This window comes from Hymenobacter perfusus, assembly GCF_003944765.1.
Lineage (GTDB): Bacteria > Bacteroidota > Bacteroidia > Cytophagales > Hymenobacteraceae > Hymenobacter > Hymenobacter perfusus.
The window spans coordinates 823986-839427 of the sequence record NZ_RWIU01000001.1; the positions used below are offsets into that span (position 1 = coordinate 823986).

A 15442-nucleotide genomic window follows, 5' to 3' on the forward strand; every position below is an offset into this window, starting at 1 on the left:
AAGCCGTCGGACCGGTTGTCGTTCGGGCCCGCCACGCTGCCCAAAGCCGTGGAAATGTCAGCCCGGCAACGGTGCCGGGCGGCGCAACGGCTACTGCCGGCGGGGGCGCGGAGGCGTAACGCGGGGCTGAGTAGCGTGCAGCGTAATGACTACCAGGGAATCGGGAGAGGGAATGGGGTACTGCACGGCGAGGTGGCGGGGGTAGCTAACCACCAGCACCTGCGGCCCGGCCGGCACCATGAGGTGGAACACGCCATCGGCATTGGTACTGGTGGCCACAACGGTACCCTTCAGCAGCACCGACGCCCCCGCCAGCGGTACTGATGCCGGATTCAGCACCCGGCCTGTACACACCACCGAATCGGGCCGCGTCTGGGCCGAAGCGGTGGTGGCCGCCAGCAGGCTGCCAGCCAGCAGAATGTAGCGGGCGCGCATGGCCGGGTTAGGCCGGGTTTTTGGTGGCGGTACGCGCGGCCCGGGGGCGACGGGCTTTGGTTTCGGCAGGAACTTCCGCCTCAGCCGGGGCCGGCAGCTTCCGGCGCTTAGTCACCTTTTCGGCCAGCTGCCCGGCCGTTTTGCGGCTGGCTTTTGTAACCGGCTCTTCCCGCTCCTGCTCCGGCGAGTCGTACAGGTGGGCATCCAGCAGGCCGGCCAGTTGCTCGGGGAAGAGCTGGCCGGCGGCCTTGGCGGGTGCTCCGGCGCGCTGCGCCCGCTTGGCCCGCTGCCGCAGAATCTGGTCGGTGAGATGCTTCACGGTTTTGCTGATACCCTTGGGCAGTTTTGCGCCGGGGGCTAGCCCGATGTGCGGCGTGAGGGTAGCAGTAAGCTCTTCCAGCAGGAGTTTTTTGGCAGGTTTCATAGGCAGCAGTGACGGGAGCCGAAAATACCGGCTTGCCGCTACAAAAGTAGCGGCAAGCCTGCCCGGGCGCGGGTTATCAAATCATGATGAAATGATTACCGGCAGCACCTCCCCGTTGCATTAAGCCCGGGAAGGTAAACCAGGGGTCATGGCTGGCTAACGGGGCCTTAACACGCGTGCGGTACCTTTGCCCCGGATGCCGCAACGGCCGAACGATCCGCCTGTATTGCCTGTTATGAACTTTATCCTCGTACATTCAGGATAATACGGCATGATTTTCTCTGCTGTCTTCTTTTCACCTCCTTGACTACAACTCCATGCAACATAGCTCTTTCGGCACGCTTGCCCTGCCTTATACCCCTACTCTCCCCGATTACCACGAGCTGAAAGTCTGGCCCGGCTGCTTTGCGGCCTTCGAAGCCGGTACCAAGCCCTTCGATGTGCGCCTGAACGACCGGGACTTCCGGGTGGGCGACGCCGTGCTGCTCTGCGAGTACGAGCCCGAGAGTGAGCAGCTCACCGGCCGCACCACCGAGCGGTGGATAAGCTACCTGCTGCCGGGTGGCTCCTTCGGTATTGAGGCCGGCTGGTGCGTGCTGGGCTTTTCCGAGCATCCGCCTCTGCCCGCCGGCGTGCACGACACCCGCCTCTGGTAGCTGCCCCCGCTTTCTGGTTCTTTTCTGCCCCTGCCTGCCCGGCCGGGGCATTTTTGTACCCGGTAACTGGTCTGGAAGCCGGGCCAGTAAACGGTCCGGTCCGGCGGGCGCAACCCGTCGGGCCGGTTGACGTCAGTTGGCACCCGAACGGAGCCGCGCGGCGCGAATGGCCCGGACGACGACCGGCCCGACGGGCTTGCGCCCGCCGGACCGGAACACTACCGCCCACCAGATCGGGGCGGATGGTCCCGAACGATTATCTTCCGCCCCCACTTACTGTATTTTATGCCGCTTTCCTTATCCGAAGTAAAAGACCGCGCCATCCGTTTTGCCCAGGAGTGGCAGGGCGAAACCCGGGAACACGCCGAAGCCAAGGCTTTCTGGGGTGATTTTTTCAACGTGTTCGGCGTGAACCGCCGCCGGGTGGCCACCTTCGAGGAGCCCGTGAAGAAGCTCTCGGGCCAGCAGGGCTTTATTGATCTGCTCTGGAAGGGCACCCTGCTGGTAGAGCACAAAAGCCGGGGCAAGGACCTCGACAAGGCCGTGCAGCAGGCCAAAGACTACTTCCCCGGCCTCAAAGACCACGAGCTGCCCAAGTACATCCTCGTCTCCGACTTCGCCCGCTTCCGCCTCTACGACCTCGACGAGGGCACCAGCTTCGATTTCGGGCTGGAGGAGCTGCACCAGCACCTGCATTTGTTCTCGTTCCTGACCGGCTACCAGAAGCGCCAGTACCAGGCCGAGGACCCCGCCAACATTCGGGCGGCCGAGCTGATGGGCGAGCTGCACGATGCGCTGCTGCGCGGCGGCTACCACGGCCACAAGCTGGAAGTGTTGCTGGTGCGCATCCTGTTCTGCCTCTTCGCCGAGGATACGGCCATCTTCGAGAAGGACGCCTTCCGCGAGTTCCTGGAGGCCCACACCCGCCCCGATGGCTCCGACGTGGGCGCCCAGCTGGCCCAGTTCTTTTCCGTGCTGGACCAGCCCCACGCCGAGCGCCAGCGCCAGCTGCCGGCCCACTTGCAGCAGCTGCCCTACGTCAATGGCTCGCTGTTCACGGAGTTCTTCCCGTTTCCGGCCTTCGATGAGGCCCTGCGCGAACAGCTGGTGCGCTGCACCTACTTTGATTGGTCGCGGATTTCGCCGGCCATCTTTGGGTCGTTGTTTCAGTCGGTGACGGACCCGGTGAAGCGGCGCAACCTGGGGGCGCACTACACCTCCGAGGCCAACATTCTCAAAGTCATTCAGGGGCTGTTTCTGGATGAGCTGCGCCAGGAGCTGGCCCAGGCCGGCCAGAACCGGCCCCGCCTCAACGCCCTGCACCTGCGCCTGGAGCAGCTGCGGTTTCTGGACCCCAGCTGCGGCTGCGGCAACTTTCTGGTGGTCACGTACCGGGAGCTGCGCCTGCTGGAGCAGGAAATTCTGGAGCGGTTGTTTGCCGACCGCCGCGCCACCGGCCAGACCGTGGACCTAGCCCTCTACGCCCGCGTGCAGGTAGACCAGGCCTACGGCATTGAGGTGGAGGAATTCCCGGCCCGCATTGCCGAGGTGGCCATGTGGCTCATGGATCACCAGCTCAACCTGCGCCTCTCCGAAGCCTTCGGCAACCTCTACCTGCGCCTGCCCCTCACCCGCACCGCCCGCATCGTGCACGGCAACGCCCTCACCACCGACTGGGAAACCGTCGCCCCCAAAGACCAGCTCAGCTACATCCTCGGCAACCCGCCATTCATCGGCTCCAAGCTCATGACCGAAGGCCAGCGCAAAGAGCTGCTAGCCGTGGCCGGGCCGAAGCTGCAAGGCGCAGGCGTGCTCGATTACGTAGCCGCGTGGTACCTCAAAGCTGCCCAATATGCGCAGAACACCGCTATTAGGGTGGCGCTGGTAAGTACCAACAGCATCACGCAGGGTGAGCAGGTAAGTATCTTGTGGGGCGAGATGCTCAATCACTACAAGATGCACGTTCAGTTTGCGCATCGCACGTTCAAGTGGAGCAATGAGGCGCGGGGCAATGCCAATGTGTTCTGCGTGATTGTGGGGTTTGGGGCGCAGGCGCTACCCACCCGCCGCTTGTTTGATTACGCCACGCCCAAAAGTGCCCCGCAGGAGTTGCAGGTCAAAAACATCAACCCATATCTGGTAGATGGGCCGGATATTCTGGTAGGACGGCGGCAGATGCCTATTAGCCCGGTGCCCGGCATCAACTTTGGAAACATGCCGCTTGATGGTGGGAACCTCTTGTTGTCTGATGAGGACAAGCACGAATTACTAGCGAAAGAACCCGGCGCGGCCCCATTCATCAAGCAGTTTATGGGCGCGCAGGAGTTTATTCGCAACGAGAAGCGGTGGTGTTTGTGGCTGGTAGATGCGTCACCATCGGAGCTAAAGAAGCTGCCCGAAGTAATGAAGCGCGTAGAAGGTGTGCGCCAGTTTCGGGCAGCAAGCGTGGCGGCTTCTACTCAGAAGTTCGCCGCTACTCCTACCCTGTTTCGTGACCGAAAACTGCCCACTGCTTACCTGATTGTACCCAGCGTTTCATCGGAGGCGCGCCGCTACATTCCAATCGGGTTTCTTACGGATGAAGTGGTGCCCAGCAATCTGGTATTTACGATTCCAGACGCTACATCTTATCTGTTTGGAGTGCTGACTTCACACATGCACATGGCTTGGATGCGGCAGGTCTGCGGAAGATTGGAAAGCCGTTATCGTTACTCAAAGGATTTAGTCTATAACAACTTCCCCTTCCCGGCCACGCCCAGCGCGAAGCAGGTGGCGGCGGTGGAAGCAGCGGCGCAGCAGGTGCTGGCGGCCCGGGCGCAGTTCCCCGAGGAAAGCCTGGCCACCCTCTACGACCCGCTCACCATGCCCCCCGCCCTCGTGAAGGCCCACCAAACCCTGGATAGGGCCGTGGATCTGTGCTACCGCCCGGCCGCCTTCCCCACCGAGCTAAGCCGCCTGGAGTTCCTCTTCGAGCAGTACCGGCAGCTGCAAGCGCCCCTGCTGCCCCCGCCCGCCAAGCCCAAACGCCCGCGCAAGCCCGCCGCCTAGCCCCCACCCAGTAGCCCACCCCGGCCAACTGGTAGGCTCCGCCAGCTAACCAGATAGCCAAAACGACGAACGAGTTCGGGTCCGACCCGAACTCGTTCGTCGTTTCGGGCAACTCGTTCCCGCCGCCGGCCAACCAGTAGGCTATTCTTGCCAACCAGAAAGCCAAAAAGACGAACGAGTTCGGGTCGGACCCGAACTCGTTCGTCTTTTTAGGGAACCAGAAAGCCGGCGCGGCCTACTTTTTGGCCGCTTCGGCCTTCCGGCTGCCCTGGCCGGCAAACCGCTGGCTCAGGTCATCGAAGGCAGCCTGCGCGCCGGGCTGCTTGTTCTTGGCCAGAAACTTAATGTTGTTGTAGATGGTGAGCGAGTGGCCGTAGGCCTCGGAACCGGCCGTCATCATGGTGCTGTCCATGTCCAGGGCCAGCTGCTCCAGCTGCTGGTGCAACGGCGTAAGGGCGGTGAGGGCGGCCACATCCTGCTGCATCTCGCTGAAATCCACGAACGGGGGCACGAAGGCGGGGGTGTTGGTGGCGTAATCGGCGGTTTTCTGCACGAAGGCCACGGTTTTGTCGGCCATGCGGAGCATGGTTTTTCGCTCCTCCGGCGTGAGCGAGACGAGGTAGGGGGCCAGGGCTATTTTGATGGCGGTGAGGTGCTGCTGCACCTCCTGGATGGTTTGGGCCGGAATGTCGACCGAGAACTGGTTGGGCATGATGGAATGGGATAAAGGGGTAAAAGGAAACGCGCGGCAATAGATGCGTTTCAGGTAGTAGCGGATCGGGAGGATAAGATGTGGAATTAGGCCAAGCCGCGCAAGTCCCGTGCCCCCCGGCCCGGCCAAACAAAATACCAGGCCGCGCGTTTGCTCCTTATGCTCCCCTTCCCAACCACCGCTAACGAGGCGTATTCTACGCAGTACCGCCCTGATCTGCACGCACTTATTCTGCGGTGGCTGCGGCCTCAGACGCTGGCGGAAATTCAGGAATCGTACGGCCACTTGCTGGTTCAGGCCCGGGAACACGCCTGCGCCCGCTGGCTGCTGGATGGCCGCCGCGACGGACCGATTAACGCGGATATTACCCACTGGCTGAGTGGGTATTTTTTCCCGGAGGCCGTGCGTACCCTGGCCCCGCACCGGCTGTGCATGGCGGCCCTCAGCTCCCCGGCCCGCCTCCAGCAGTCCCACGCCGATGGTGCTGTGGCTCCGGCCGTAGCCCGGGCCCTGGCCCCCGAGCAGCCCTACCACACGGCCGTGTTCCTGACCGAAGCCGAGGCCCTGATATGGCTCGATGCCCAGCCCCGGTAGTGGCCTCCACTCCCACCTTGAGGCGCTAAGCAGAGCCTGCACGCTACCAGCACTACTACTGCCAAAAAAGCCCGGCTCTCAGGATTGTACCTGGGAGCCGGGCTTTTCTGGCAGTAGCGCCGCGTGCCTGGGGCCGCTTATTTGTTCAGCGTCTTCTTCAGGAACTTGCGGGGCGGCACAATGAACAGCTCCACCGAGGCGTAGGGAGCCCCGGCCAGCTTGGAGTCGATGATTTTAGTGCGGTCATTATTGGTGCGGTCGAAGGCATCGAAGGCGTAGTTGTAGCGGTAGCCGCCTTCCAGCCCGAACCAGAGGAAATCATAGATTTCCCGCTCCCAGCGGCCCCGGAATTTCACCTCGGTTTCGCGCAGCTCCAACGTGCGCAGCGCAATGTTGTCGGCGCGGCGCAAAGGCTGCCGCAGCTTAACGATGTAGTTGAAGCCATCCACGGAGTAGCCGGCAAAGAACAGCGACTTGGGCGAGGCATTGTAGCGGGCCGTTACGCGGGCCGGGAAGATGGCCTCCACGCCCCAGCGGTTATTGAAGGTGCGGTTATACAGCACGGCCGGGTAAATGCTCTGCCGCCCGAAGGTGTAGCCCAGCTGCACGCCCACGCCCCAGGAAAAGGTGGGGCTGCGCTTCCAGCCGTACAGGAACTCGGAGGACACCCGCAGGTAGTCGCTCACGTTTACGCCCTGGGCGGTATAGTCGCCGCTCAGCTCCCCTTTCAGCCGGAAGATGTACCAGTTCACGGCATTCACCGGCCGGATAATGGCCAGCTGGGCGCCCAGGGTTTTGAGGCCCTTGTCTTCGATGTTGTCGTAGAGCTCGTAGCCGGTGGGATACTGGCGGAATTTGAACTCCTCCCGCTCGTAGTTGATGCCGAGCAGCATTTTCAGGTGGGGCTTGTTCCAGAACGGGATGTAGCCCTTAATCACCAGCCGGGCGTTTTTCTCGGCCTGCGACTTGTAATCCTGCAAACCCACGGCCTGCCCGTCGGAGGCCACGTTGAAGCGCGGCATCCGCTCGTAGTGGAAGATCAGGCCTTTGCTGGGCCCCATGCCCACCACCGAGGGGGTGGCAAACTCCTGGTCGCGGCCTACCTGGTCGGCGGCGGTGGTATCGGAAGCGGGCGGGGCGGGCGGCGGGTACACGGGCGGCGTGGCGGGCGTTACCTGGGCCTGGGCCGCACCGGCGGCCAGCACGCACACGGCAGCGGCAAGCGGGCGAGCAACACGCCCAATCAGCGTCGAAAATAGGGGCATACGGAAGGATGAGAGGAGAGCGGAAAAACGCCGAAAAGACGTCAGGCTAGCCTTAACGTCTTTTCGCGAAAAAGGATAAGCGGGGGGACGGTGAAATTGTGAAGTGGTGAAATGGTGAGTTGTTGTTCAATTCCGCGCACATGGCGCAAGCCGAACAACAAACTCACCATTTCACCACTTCACAATTTCACCACTAGAACAGGAAGTCGAAGCCCACGAAGACCAGGTTTTCCTCGCCCACCGAATAGGTGGCATTCACCACGGCCTGCTTGAGGATATCCACCCAGACACCGCCGCCCACGGCGGTGTGCAGGGATTTGAGGCCGGTTTCGGTGTCGCGGGAGGTGTACACGCGGGCGGCGTCGGCCAGCCCCAGGATACCGAACTTGCCGGGCACCACGTAGGCGTTGAAGGAGAACAGTTGAATGCGCACCTCCGCGTTGCCGTACACCGACGAGCGGCCGGCGTAGCGGGTGCGGCGGTAGCCGCGCAGGTTGGTGGTACCGCCCAAGGTGTTGGCCTGATAGAAGCGGTAGTCGCCGAGGTTGCGGTTGGCCCCGATGCGGCCGGCCCAGGTGAGCTGGAAGGGGAAGTTAGGCGAGAGGTAGGCCCGGAACTCCGTGGCCAGACGCGCGTAATCGAGTTTCTCGCCGTTGAGCTGGTGGTTGTACTCCACCGAGTTGTACCAGCGCAGCCCGATGCGCGGGTTCTTGGGTGAGCTGGCCGCATCCAGGTTCAGGTAAGCTTTACCACCCACGTAGCGGTTCAGGCCAAAGTCGGAGGCCCGGATACCGGCAGCGGCGGTGCCGACCTGGCCGTTGCCGGCTGCGTCGAGGCCCTGCTCAATCTCCCGGCCAATCTGCGCCCGGTCAATCCGGAACTGGTCGTACTGCGGCCCGATACCAAATTTGAGGAAGCTGAACACGTCCTTCTCCAGCATGGGGGCCACCGTCAGGCGCGAGAAGCGGATGCGGTAAGTGTCGTTGATGTCCCGGTTGCGGGCCTGGCCGTCTCCATCAGCCAGTGTATTCCGGGTGTCGTTGCCGAGGCCGAAGAAGTTGTAGAGCAGCTGCGGGCCGTAGAGCTGGGCCGTGAGGCGCAGGTCGGTCTTGCCGAACACGTCCACAAAATGCCCCAGGTAGCGCACGTTGTAGGCACTCTGGGAAGGCGAGTAGTTGGCCGCGAGGCTCTGCTCGGTGGCGTAAGGTGCCTTGCGGAAACCGTAGGTCCGGTATACCGCGCCGCCGCCCACGAACAGGCGGTCATCAATATTATACCCGAAATAGGCTGTGGGGCCGAAGTAGTTGAGGGTATAATCCTTGCGGTCGGTGCGGTTATGCACGTCGTAGCGGCTCACGTCGATGCCGGGCTCCAGGCGCAGGCGGGTGTCCTTACCGGGCACGATGACGTTGCCTGAGTCGGCATCGTACACGTGCAGCTTGTGGCGGAAACCGGCCACGTTCGAGCGGTCCACGATGGAGTCCCGATCCAGGCCGCCGATGATGCGCACCAGCGGGCCGTTTTTCACGTCGCCTTTCACCTCGTACAGGTCCCGGTCGGCGAAGCCGTAGAGGCGCAGCTCCTTGGTCACCTTGTTGTCGAAGGTGCGGTCGAAGAGCATTTTGGTCAGCTCGCCCTCCTTGTTGATTTTCTGCACCGTTACGTGCGTCTTATCACCGGGCAGGCGCTCCACCACAAATTTCTCGCGCTTCTTGGAGCCTTTCACCTCCGTTACCTTGCTCAGCACCTCGTAGTAGTCGGCCGCTACCTCGGGCAGCAGCTCGCGGCGGCTTTTCAGCTTGGCAATAATTTCGGGGCCGTGCAGCGCATAAATCTGCTCGGGCCACCGCTCCTTGAAGGCTTTCTCAATTACCTCATCGGTGAGGCCGGCCTTCATTTCCTCGGCCTGCTTTACCCACTCCTCCTTGCTCACGGAAGCCAGGTACACCCGGTCGTTGCTGAGGGCGGTCAGGTTCAGGCCCTTCCAGTCGGCGTAATCCTTGCCGAAGTTCTGGAAGTTGCGGATGGCCCACTTGCGCGAGGCCAGGTACGGAAACAGTCCGTCGCCCTTGAAGAAGGCAATGTCGCGGTCCTCGGGCACGGCCGTGAATTTCCGGTCCCCGTCCTTGTCCTTTTTCTCGGCCCAGCGCCACTGGTCCTCGTGCCGGTCCCAGTCGCCAATCCACATATCGAAGAGGCGGGAGCGGGCAAAGGCTTTTTCGTTGACGCGGTTGTCGTTGTCGTCGGTGATGCGCTCGAACACCTTATCGGTGCCCACCAGGTTTTTGGCGTTGCCGAGGCTTTCCACGTTGCTCTGGTCGTCCTTGGCATCTTCCTCAATGGCGCCCGGCGTATTGCCGAACCGCTCCAGGTACTGGCCCAGCAAGGGGTCCTGGGGAATGTAACGCAGCTCGGGGTTGGTGTGCAGGATGCCGGCGGCATCGGCCAGGGGCGGAATGACAATGGAGTTGAAGGGGTGCTGGGCCGAAATCTGGTCCTGCAGAATATCGGCCGCCGCGCCGGTGCGCAAAGCTTCGGGCAATACCGCCGAGGGGTCCTTGTTGAGGCTGCGGATGGTGAAGTTGCGGCCTTCCTCGTTGCGCACTTTCAGCGAGGCCGTCTGCTTGCCGCCCCCGATTTTGTAGGGCGTGAGGCCGCCTTTCTCGGTAGCCATGTCCAGCACCGGGAACTTCACGGGCGTGGCCCACTCCTTACGGTAATGCTCCCCGAACAGGAACTTATGGAACTTGCCCCGGTCGTCGTAGCCGGGGTTGACGGCCACCGTCACGGTAGAGTCGCGGAAGTTGGGACGGGGGCCGGCGGCATTGCTCGGGCCTTCGGCCACCACCGCCTGCTGGGCGTACATGGGCGTACGGAACACCAAACGGCCGTTTTCGCCCACGCCTTCCGGCACGTAGAACTCCGTCCAGACCTCCCCGTTGTCGTAGTAGTTCACCCGCGAGAAGCCCTTCTCCTTGTCGGAGAACAAAGCGTCGCCGCCGGAGCCAGGCTTTACGTGTTGGGTTTTGCAGCCCGAGCCGCTGACGATGTGGTTGAGGTTGCCTTCCTTGAAGAACTGCAGGTTGTGCTCGTGGCCGGCGGCGTACACCACGTTGGGGTACTTCTGGAAAATCTCCAGCAGCCCCTTCTTGTAGGCTTGGTACAGTGGGTGAGCAATATCCTGGCTCACCCCGCCGTATTTGCGGGCAAACGGGTAGATGGAGCCAATGACCGGCAGCGGCACGAAGGCGTACTTGTACACGATGCTGAGCGGGAAGAAATGGTCGCCCAGGGTGAAGTAGCCGCCGTGAATACCGTCGGAAAACAGCGGGTGGTGGGCCACCACCATAATGTTCTTGCCCGCGTTGCGCTGAATGATGTCCTCCACCTGAGTGAAGAAGTCGGTTTCGTTGGCTACGCCGCAGCCGCTGTTGGCACCGTAGGGCCGCTCGCCGGAGGTTTGCAGAAACCACTGCGAGTTGATGGCAATCAGCACCACGTCATCCTGCAACCGAATTTCTACCGGCCCGGGACAGGCGTCGCGGGGCAGAAAAAAGTCGCCGGTGTAGGGAAAGGCGGCCGAGTCGCTCTGCAGGTAGTTTTCCACGAAGAACTGCTCCCGGTTCACCTGATCCACGGCGCCGCGCTGGCCCTGTTTCCAGTCGTGGTTGCCCGGAATCATGTATTTCTCGCCCTGGTAGTCGCGCAGAATCTTGAGCTGGTCCACCATGCGCCGCTCCGATTCCTTGCGGTCGGCGGCTTTGGCCTCGGGCATCCCGTACTCGTAGATGTTGTCGCCGAGGTAGATGGTAGTGCTTTTGGAGCCGGCCGCCAGAATCTGCTTGCGCAGGTAGTTCAGCGACGGCTCGCCGCCTTCGGCTTCGGTGGCAGGCTTGCCCACGTCGCCAATCAGGAACACGCTATAGCGGATGCGGGAGCTATCCGGCGGGGTTTTCGACTCCCAATTCACGCCGCCTGCGCGGTAGTTGGGCCGCGTGGGGTGCGCCGTCTGGGTTTTCTGTTGGGCCAGGGCAGCGGGGGCCGCCGCTCCGGCCAATGCCAGCAGCAGGCAACTGGACAGGAAATGTCTGCTCATATAATGAAAGAAGTAGCGCGAAAGCAAGAACCCAGCGGCGCGCCGGGGCGACGGGGCGAATGATCAGGAAATACGGTAAACTTACCGGTAACGACTGAAGTACGCGTGACTATCGTACGGGTGGTGCGCTGCCCTACGCAATTCGCCCGACTACGGTTGGGTTTGCAGTGAGTTGCCCGCAACTTCCCCCTCACAACCGGCAACTGCTAAAACGCGTTGTAAGCCGAACAGCCCCTGCTGTGATATTTTCGTAGTTCCCCTTCCCCTGATGGAGCCTATTCTTACTCAGAAACCGGCCAAGGCCGAAATTGTCAAAAGTGCGAAGGCCTATGTGCTGGCGCTGCTGGAAGAAAAGCTTCCGGCCCAGCTCGTGTACCATTCGCCCAAACATACTACCACGGTAGTAAAGGAAGCCCGGGCGCTGGCCGAAGCGGCCGGCCTCGATGAGGCCGATCAGGAAGCATTGGTGCTGGCCGCCTGGTTTCATGACGCGGGCTACCTGGATACCTACGACGGCCACGAGTTTCGCAGCGCCGAGCTGGCCGGCGAGTGGCTCACCAAACAGGGCTATCCGCCCGAGCGCACGGCCCTCGTGCAAACCCTCATCAAGGCCACCCACCGCGACGCCACCCGGGAAACCGAGCTGGAGCAGCTGCTGGTAGATGCCGACATGAGCGGAATGGGCCGGGACGATTTTTTCGCCAACGCCGAGCTGCTGCGGGCCGAGTGGGAAACCAGCCTGGGCAAAACCTACTCCAATACCGAGTGGGCCGAAAATCAGCTGGCGTTTCTGCTGGCCGGCAAGTACTACACCAAAGCCGCCAAAGACCGATACCAGGACCAGCTGAAGGACAACATCAAGGAGCAGCGCAAGCTGTTGAAGAAGACCGAGAAGAAGAAAAAGAAAAAGACGGAGGAAGAGGAAGGTACGTTTGCCGAGCCCAAGCGCGGCATCGAAACCATGTTCCGGACCATGTACAGCAACCACATGAAGCTTTCGGACATGGCCGACAAGAAGGCCAACATGATGATTTCGCTGAACGCGGTGCTCATGTCGCTCATCATTACCTACTTCGGGGCGAAGCTGGGCAGCAAAACGGCGGCCCTGAGCAACGTAGGCGTTATCCGCAACCCCATTATTGCCGTGCCAATGGGTATTCTGCTGGCCACGGCCCTGGCCTCGGTTATCACCGCCATTCTGTGCGCCCAGCCCGACGTAACGAGCTTCAAGTGGCTCAAGCGCAGCCCCCAGATTGCCACCAACCGCCGCGTGAACCTGCTGTTCTTCGGTAACTTCAGCAAGCTCAGCCTCGACGACTTCCAGAGCGGCATGACCCAGCTGATGCAGCAAAAGGACGCCCTGTACACCAACATGGTGACGGACATCTACTACCTCGGCGACGTGCTGACCAAAAAGTACCGTCTGCTGCGCCTGAGCTACACCATCTTCATGGTCGGCCTGATCCTGACCGCCCTATCGTTCGGCATTGCGCTGCTGTATAAGATGTAAGGGGTGAATTGCTGAACCGTTCTGTCCTTGAGAGCAGCGCGCAGCACCCGAAGGACGGCGCAGCTAATCCGTCCTTTTCTTAGCTCCTAGCTTCGACCTACGCAAAAGCCCCTGACGCCAGCACGAACGTCAGGGGCTTTCCTTATTTCAGGGTTTTGAACCGTGTGAAGGACGGATTAGCTGCGCTGTCCTTCGGGTGCTGCGGCTCCGCCTCGCAATGACGGTATCCAACAAACTACCACCTCACCGCTCCACCAGCTGCGCGAACCGGGCCAGGGAGCGGCCCAGGAAGCGGTAGAGGCGGCGCAGCTGGCCGAAGCGAACGAGGCGGTGGCTGCTGGCCACGTGGCCGTAGCGCAGCTCCAGCGTCAGCAGGCAGCTATCAAAATCCACGGCTTCCACGCAGCAGAACAGCAGGGCGTTGGGGAACAGGCGGAAGTGCGAAATCTTTTCCACGTAGGTCAGGCGGCCGTCCTCGTCCTCCAGGCACTGCACCGTCTGGAAGTCGATCTGGCCGCTGAACACGTCTACTTTGTAGCTGGTGCCCAGGCGGCCGGCCTTGGTTACATCGTAGTGCACGGCGGTGGCGCCTTCCATCCAGCGCGGGCGCAGGCGGAAGTTGCTGAGCACCCGCAGCGCGTAGGGCGCGGGCACGCGCAGGGCGCGGCGCACTTTCAGCACGCAGCCCCGGCCGGTGGGCACGTCGTCGTCCACGTCGGGAGCGTGCAGGAGCAGGCGCAGGGGAGAGAGGTGGGCGTAGTGGTAGGGTGTTTCGCCGAGGTGCTCGTAGTAGGTGGAGCCGGGCAGCAGGCGCGTCCAGGCAAAGGTGCGGGCCAGCTCGGCCGGGGGCTGGGTGGCGGTGTACCCCTCCGACAGCAGGATGTACTCGGAGCCGGCAATGTTGTTCTTGAGCAGCCGGTGCACCACAATTACGTCGCGGCCCATGAGCTTGGTGTGCTCCCGGATGCGGGCCACGCTCACGCGGCCGTAGTGCACCACAATTTTGAGCGTGAGGGCCAGCTCCTGCAGGGAGGCGGCCAGGGCCGAGCCGGTGTCGCGCTCCACCAGGCGCAGGTAGTTCTGAAAGTCAAGGTAGATGCGGCGACACTGGCGCACCAGTTCCTCGGCCGTGGGGGGCGGGCCCAGCCGATAAAACAGCACCGCGTCGCCCTGAATTTCGTTGACTTCCAGCTCCAGCGTGTTGGCCTCGATGAGGATTTCCAGCAGATCCGCCACCAGAAACGGCGCCTGGGGGTTGCCCGATTCCTCGATGAAGCGGGTGAAGCCACTGATGTCGGGAATGAGCAGCAGGGCCGGCTGCTGGCCATCGGCGGCCGAGCCGGACGCGGTACCGGCCGCGCGGCGCTGGGCCCGTAATTCATCCAAAACACCCATACAGCCGGAAAAAATAGGAAAAACGGTGGAAGCAGTGCGCGAAGATACGGCTGGAAGCGCCCTACCCGTACTGCCTGGTTTGGGCGGCCGGGGCTTTCGGCGTAGCTTTGCGGCCGGGTAACCAGCCGGCTGCGTAGTTCAACGGATAGAATGAGGGTTTCCTAAACTTTAGATGTGGGTTCGATTCCCGCCGCGGCCACTTTAAAGCGCGTTTCTGACTCAGAAACGCGCTTTTTGCTTTATCGGGGGACGGTTTGGGGGACAAACAGAGGCGACTTAATATTTGGGAGGACAATTGCCCACCCAGGGCCGACGCATTTTTGCGGCGGCGGATTATCTTTGTTTTGCCCGCCGGGTAAGTAGTTGCCAGCTCCTACCCATGGTGGGCAAGGGCCGCCGCGTCAATCGACACGGCGGCCCTTCTCTTTTGCGGAGGGTGTCCAGCAAACCGGACAGCCTGCTACTTCCTAAGTGAGCAGCCCCTTTGGCTCACAGTTGAGAAAGCCGGACAGGAAAAGGTGGGAGGTACCCACCTTATTGCCCGCTACTTCCGAAGCAGCCGCCGGGCGGCGCGGTCGTTAGCTTCCCGCTGCTCCGGGGTACCGCCGATATGCAGCGTCACTTTCACCCGGCCTTTCTGCTCATCATTAACAGCCAGGGCGGTGCGTTGCAGCTTGGGGGCTACAAACTCGGCCAGCTTTACATAGGCGTCTATAAAGTCCTTGCCGTTTAGCGTGAGCAGGTGGCCCCGTAACGTATCGGCGTCGAGGCCGGCGAGGGCCGCGCCGATAAGCTCCCGGGTGTGGGCGGTGGCCTTATTGGCGCTTCCTTTTGGGCGGCCGGAGGGGTTGCCGCTGGTTCCTTTCTCGTACTGCATACCTGCTGGGGCTGGCAAGGGGTATCCGAAACGGTTACGCCTGTTATCGCCTGTTGTTTACAGCAAGATACGGCCAGCGGCGGCGGGCCCATAGCCCACGGCCGGGGCCGGACTTTTGGGGTTGAGTTTTGCACGCGCACGGCGGCGGGGGTACTCTGCGGTGGGTCGGCGGCCACGGTGAAGGAACTACCCTACCCCTCCCCTAGCGGCTCTAAGACACCAGGTGTATGCTCCGTAAAATTTACGGATTAAGGCTCTGGCTTATTTATACTGTCAGTTCAGTAAATAGCGTCGTTTCGTAAACACGGGTATTCCCGGTTTCATGAAACTGGCGAAGCATAGTTTCCCTGCTATATCCGGATAACCTGTATGAAAGCAGATTTGCTTTCTGCCCACGGACTAAAAATGACAAAGGGTATACCGAATCGGT

Annotated in this window: 11 protein-coding genes and 1 tRNA gene; 5 read left to right on the forward strand and 7 right to left on the reverse strand. The window is 61.8% G+C overall.

Going from position 1 to position 15442, the window contains the following annotated elements; translation table 11 throughout:
• Positions 1 to 90 precede the first annotated feature (90 nt).
• Together EI293_RS03535 and EI293_RS03540 are read right to left on the reverse strand one after the other, a co-directional pair.
• Positions 91 to 435, reverse strand: a complete 345-nt coding sequence (locus EI293_RS03535) for a carboxypeptidase regulatory-like domain-containing protein (protein ID WP_125435731.1) — start codon at positions 433 to 435, stop codon at positions 91 to 93.
• A gap of 7 nt (positions 436 to 442) precedes the next feature.
• On the reverse strand, positions 443 to 859 hold the full coding sequence (locus EI293_RS03540) for a hypothetical protein (protein WP_125435733.1): 417 nt from the start codon (positions 857 to 859) through the stop codon (positions 443 to 445).
• 317 nt (positions 860 to 1176) lie between these two features.
• Here EI293_RS03540 and EI293_RS03545 point away from each other — a divergent pair, with 317 nt between their 5' ends.
• Both EI293_RS03545 and EI293_RS22325 read left to right on the forward strand, forming a co-directional pair.
• Positions 1177 to 1515 (forward strand): ASCH/PUA domain-containing protein, encoded by a 339-nt coding sequence (locus EI293_RS03545; RefSeq protein WP_125435735.1) that lies wholly within the window; start codon positions 1177 to 1179, stop codon positions 1513 to 1515.
• Positions 1516 to 1800: 285 nt separating this feature from the next.
• Positions 1801 to 4563: a class I SAM-dependent DNA methyltransferase gene (locus EI293_RS22325; RefSeq protein ID WP_125435737.1), complete on the forward strand. Its 2763-nt coding sequence runs from the start codon at positions 1801 to 1803 to the stop codon at positions 4561 to 4563.
• 235 nt (positions 4564 to 4798) lie between these two features.
• On the opposite strand, the gene EI293_RS03555 is transcribed toward EI293_RS22325, so the two are convergent.
• The gene (locus tag EI293_RS03555; RefSeq protein WP_125435739.1) at positions 4799 to 5275 is read right to left on the reverse strand and encodes a hypothetical protein; all 477 of its coding nucleotides are present in this window, start codon (positions 5273 to 5275) and stop codon (positions 4799 to 4801) included.
• Positions 5276 to 5434: 159 nt separating this feature from the next.
• On the opposite strand from EI293_RS03555, the gene EI293_RS03560 reads away from it, so the two are divergent.
• The gene (locus EI293_RS03560) at positions 5435 to 5869 is read left to right on the forward strand and encodes a hypothetical protein (protein WP_125435741.1); all 435 of its coding nucleotides are present in this window, start codon (positions 5435 to 5437) and stop codon (positions 5867 to 5869) included.
• A 137-nt stretch (positions 5870 to 6006) separates the two neighbouring features.
• Here EI293_RS03560 and EI293_RS03565 read toward each other — a convergent pair whose 3' ends face one another.
• Both EI293_RS03565 and EI293_RS03570 read right to left on the reverse strand, forming a co-directional pair.
• Entirely contained in the window at positions 6007 to 7134 is a 1128-nt protein-coding gene (locus EI293_RS03565) for a DUF6268 family outer membrane beta-barrel protein (protein ID WP_125435743.1), read from the reverse strand.
• Positions 7135 to 7327: 193 nt separating this feature from the next.
• Positions 7328 to 11230, reverse strand: coding sequence for a BamA/TamA family outer membrane protein (locus EI293_RS03570; protein WP_246010517.1), 3903 nt, complete (start codon positions 11228 to 11230; stop codon positions 7328 to 7330).
• A gap of 268 nt (positions 11231 to 11498) precedes the next feature.
• Between EI293_RS03570 and EI293_RS03575 the strand changes: the two genes are divergently transcribed.
• A complete protein-coding gene (locus EI293_RS03575) occupies positions 11499 to 12740 on the forward strand; it encodes a Pycsar system effector family protein (RefSeq protein ID WP_125435745.1) in 1242 nt (413 codons plus the stop codon).
• Between the two features lie 243 nt (positions 12741 to 12983).
• On the opposite strand, the gene EI293_RS03580 is transcribed toward EI293_RS03575, so the two are convergent.
• Positions 12984 to 14135, reverse strand: a complete 1152-nt coding sequence (locus EI293_RS03580) for a DUF2652 domain-containing protein (protein WP_125435747.1) — start codon at positions 14133 to 14135, stop codon at positions 12984 to 12986.
• A 127-nt stretch (positions 14136 to 14262) separates the two neighbouring features.
• On the opposite strand from EI293_RS03580, the gene EI293_RS03585 reads away from it, so the two are divergent.
• Positions 14263 to 14334: transfer RNA gene (locus EI293_RS03585), tRNA-Arg, on the forward strand.
• 345 nt (positions 14335 to 14679) lie between these two features.
• Here the strand turns inward: EI293_RS03585 and EI293_RS03590 are convergent.
• Positions 14680 to 15012 (reverse strand): DUF5681 domain-containing protein, encoded by a 333-nt coding sequence (locus EI293_RS03590; protein WP_125435749.1) that lies wholly within the window; start codon positions 15010 to 15012, stop codon positions 14680 to 14682.
• Positions 15013 to 15442 lie beyond the last annotated feature (430 nt).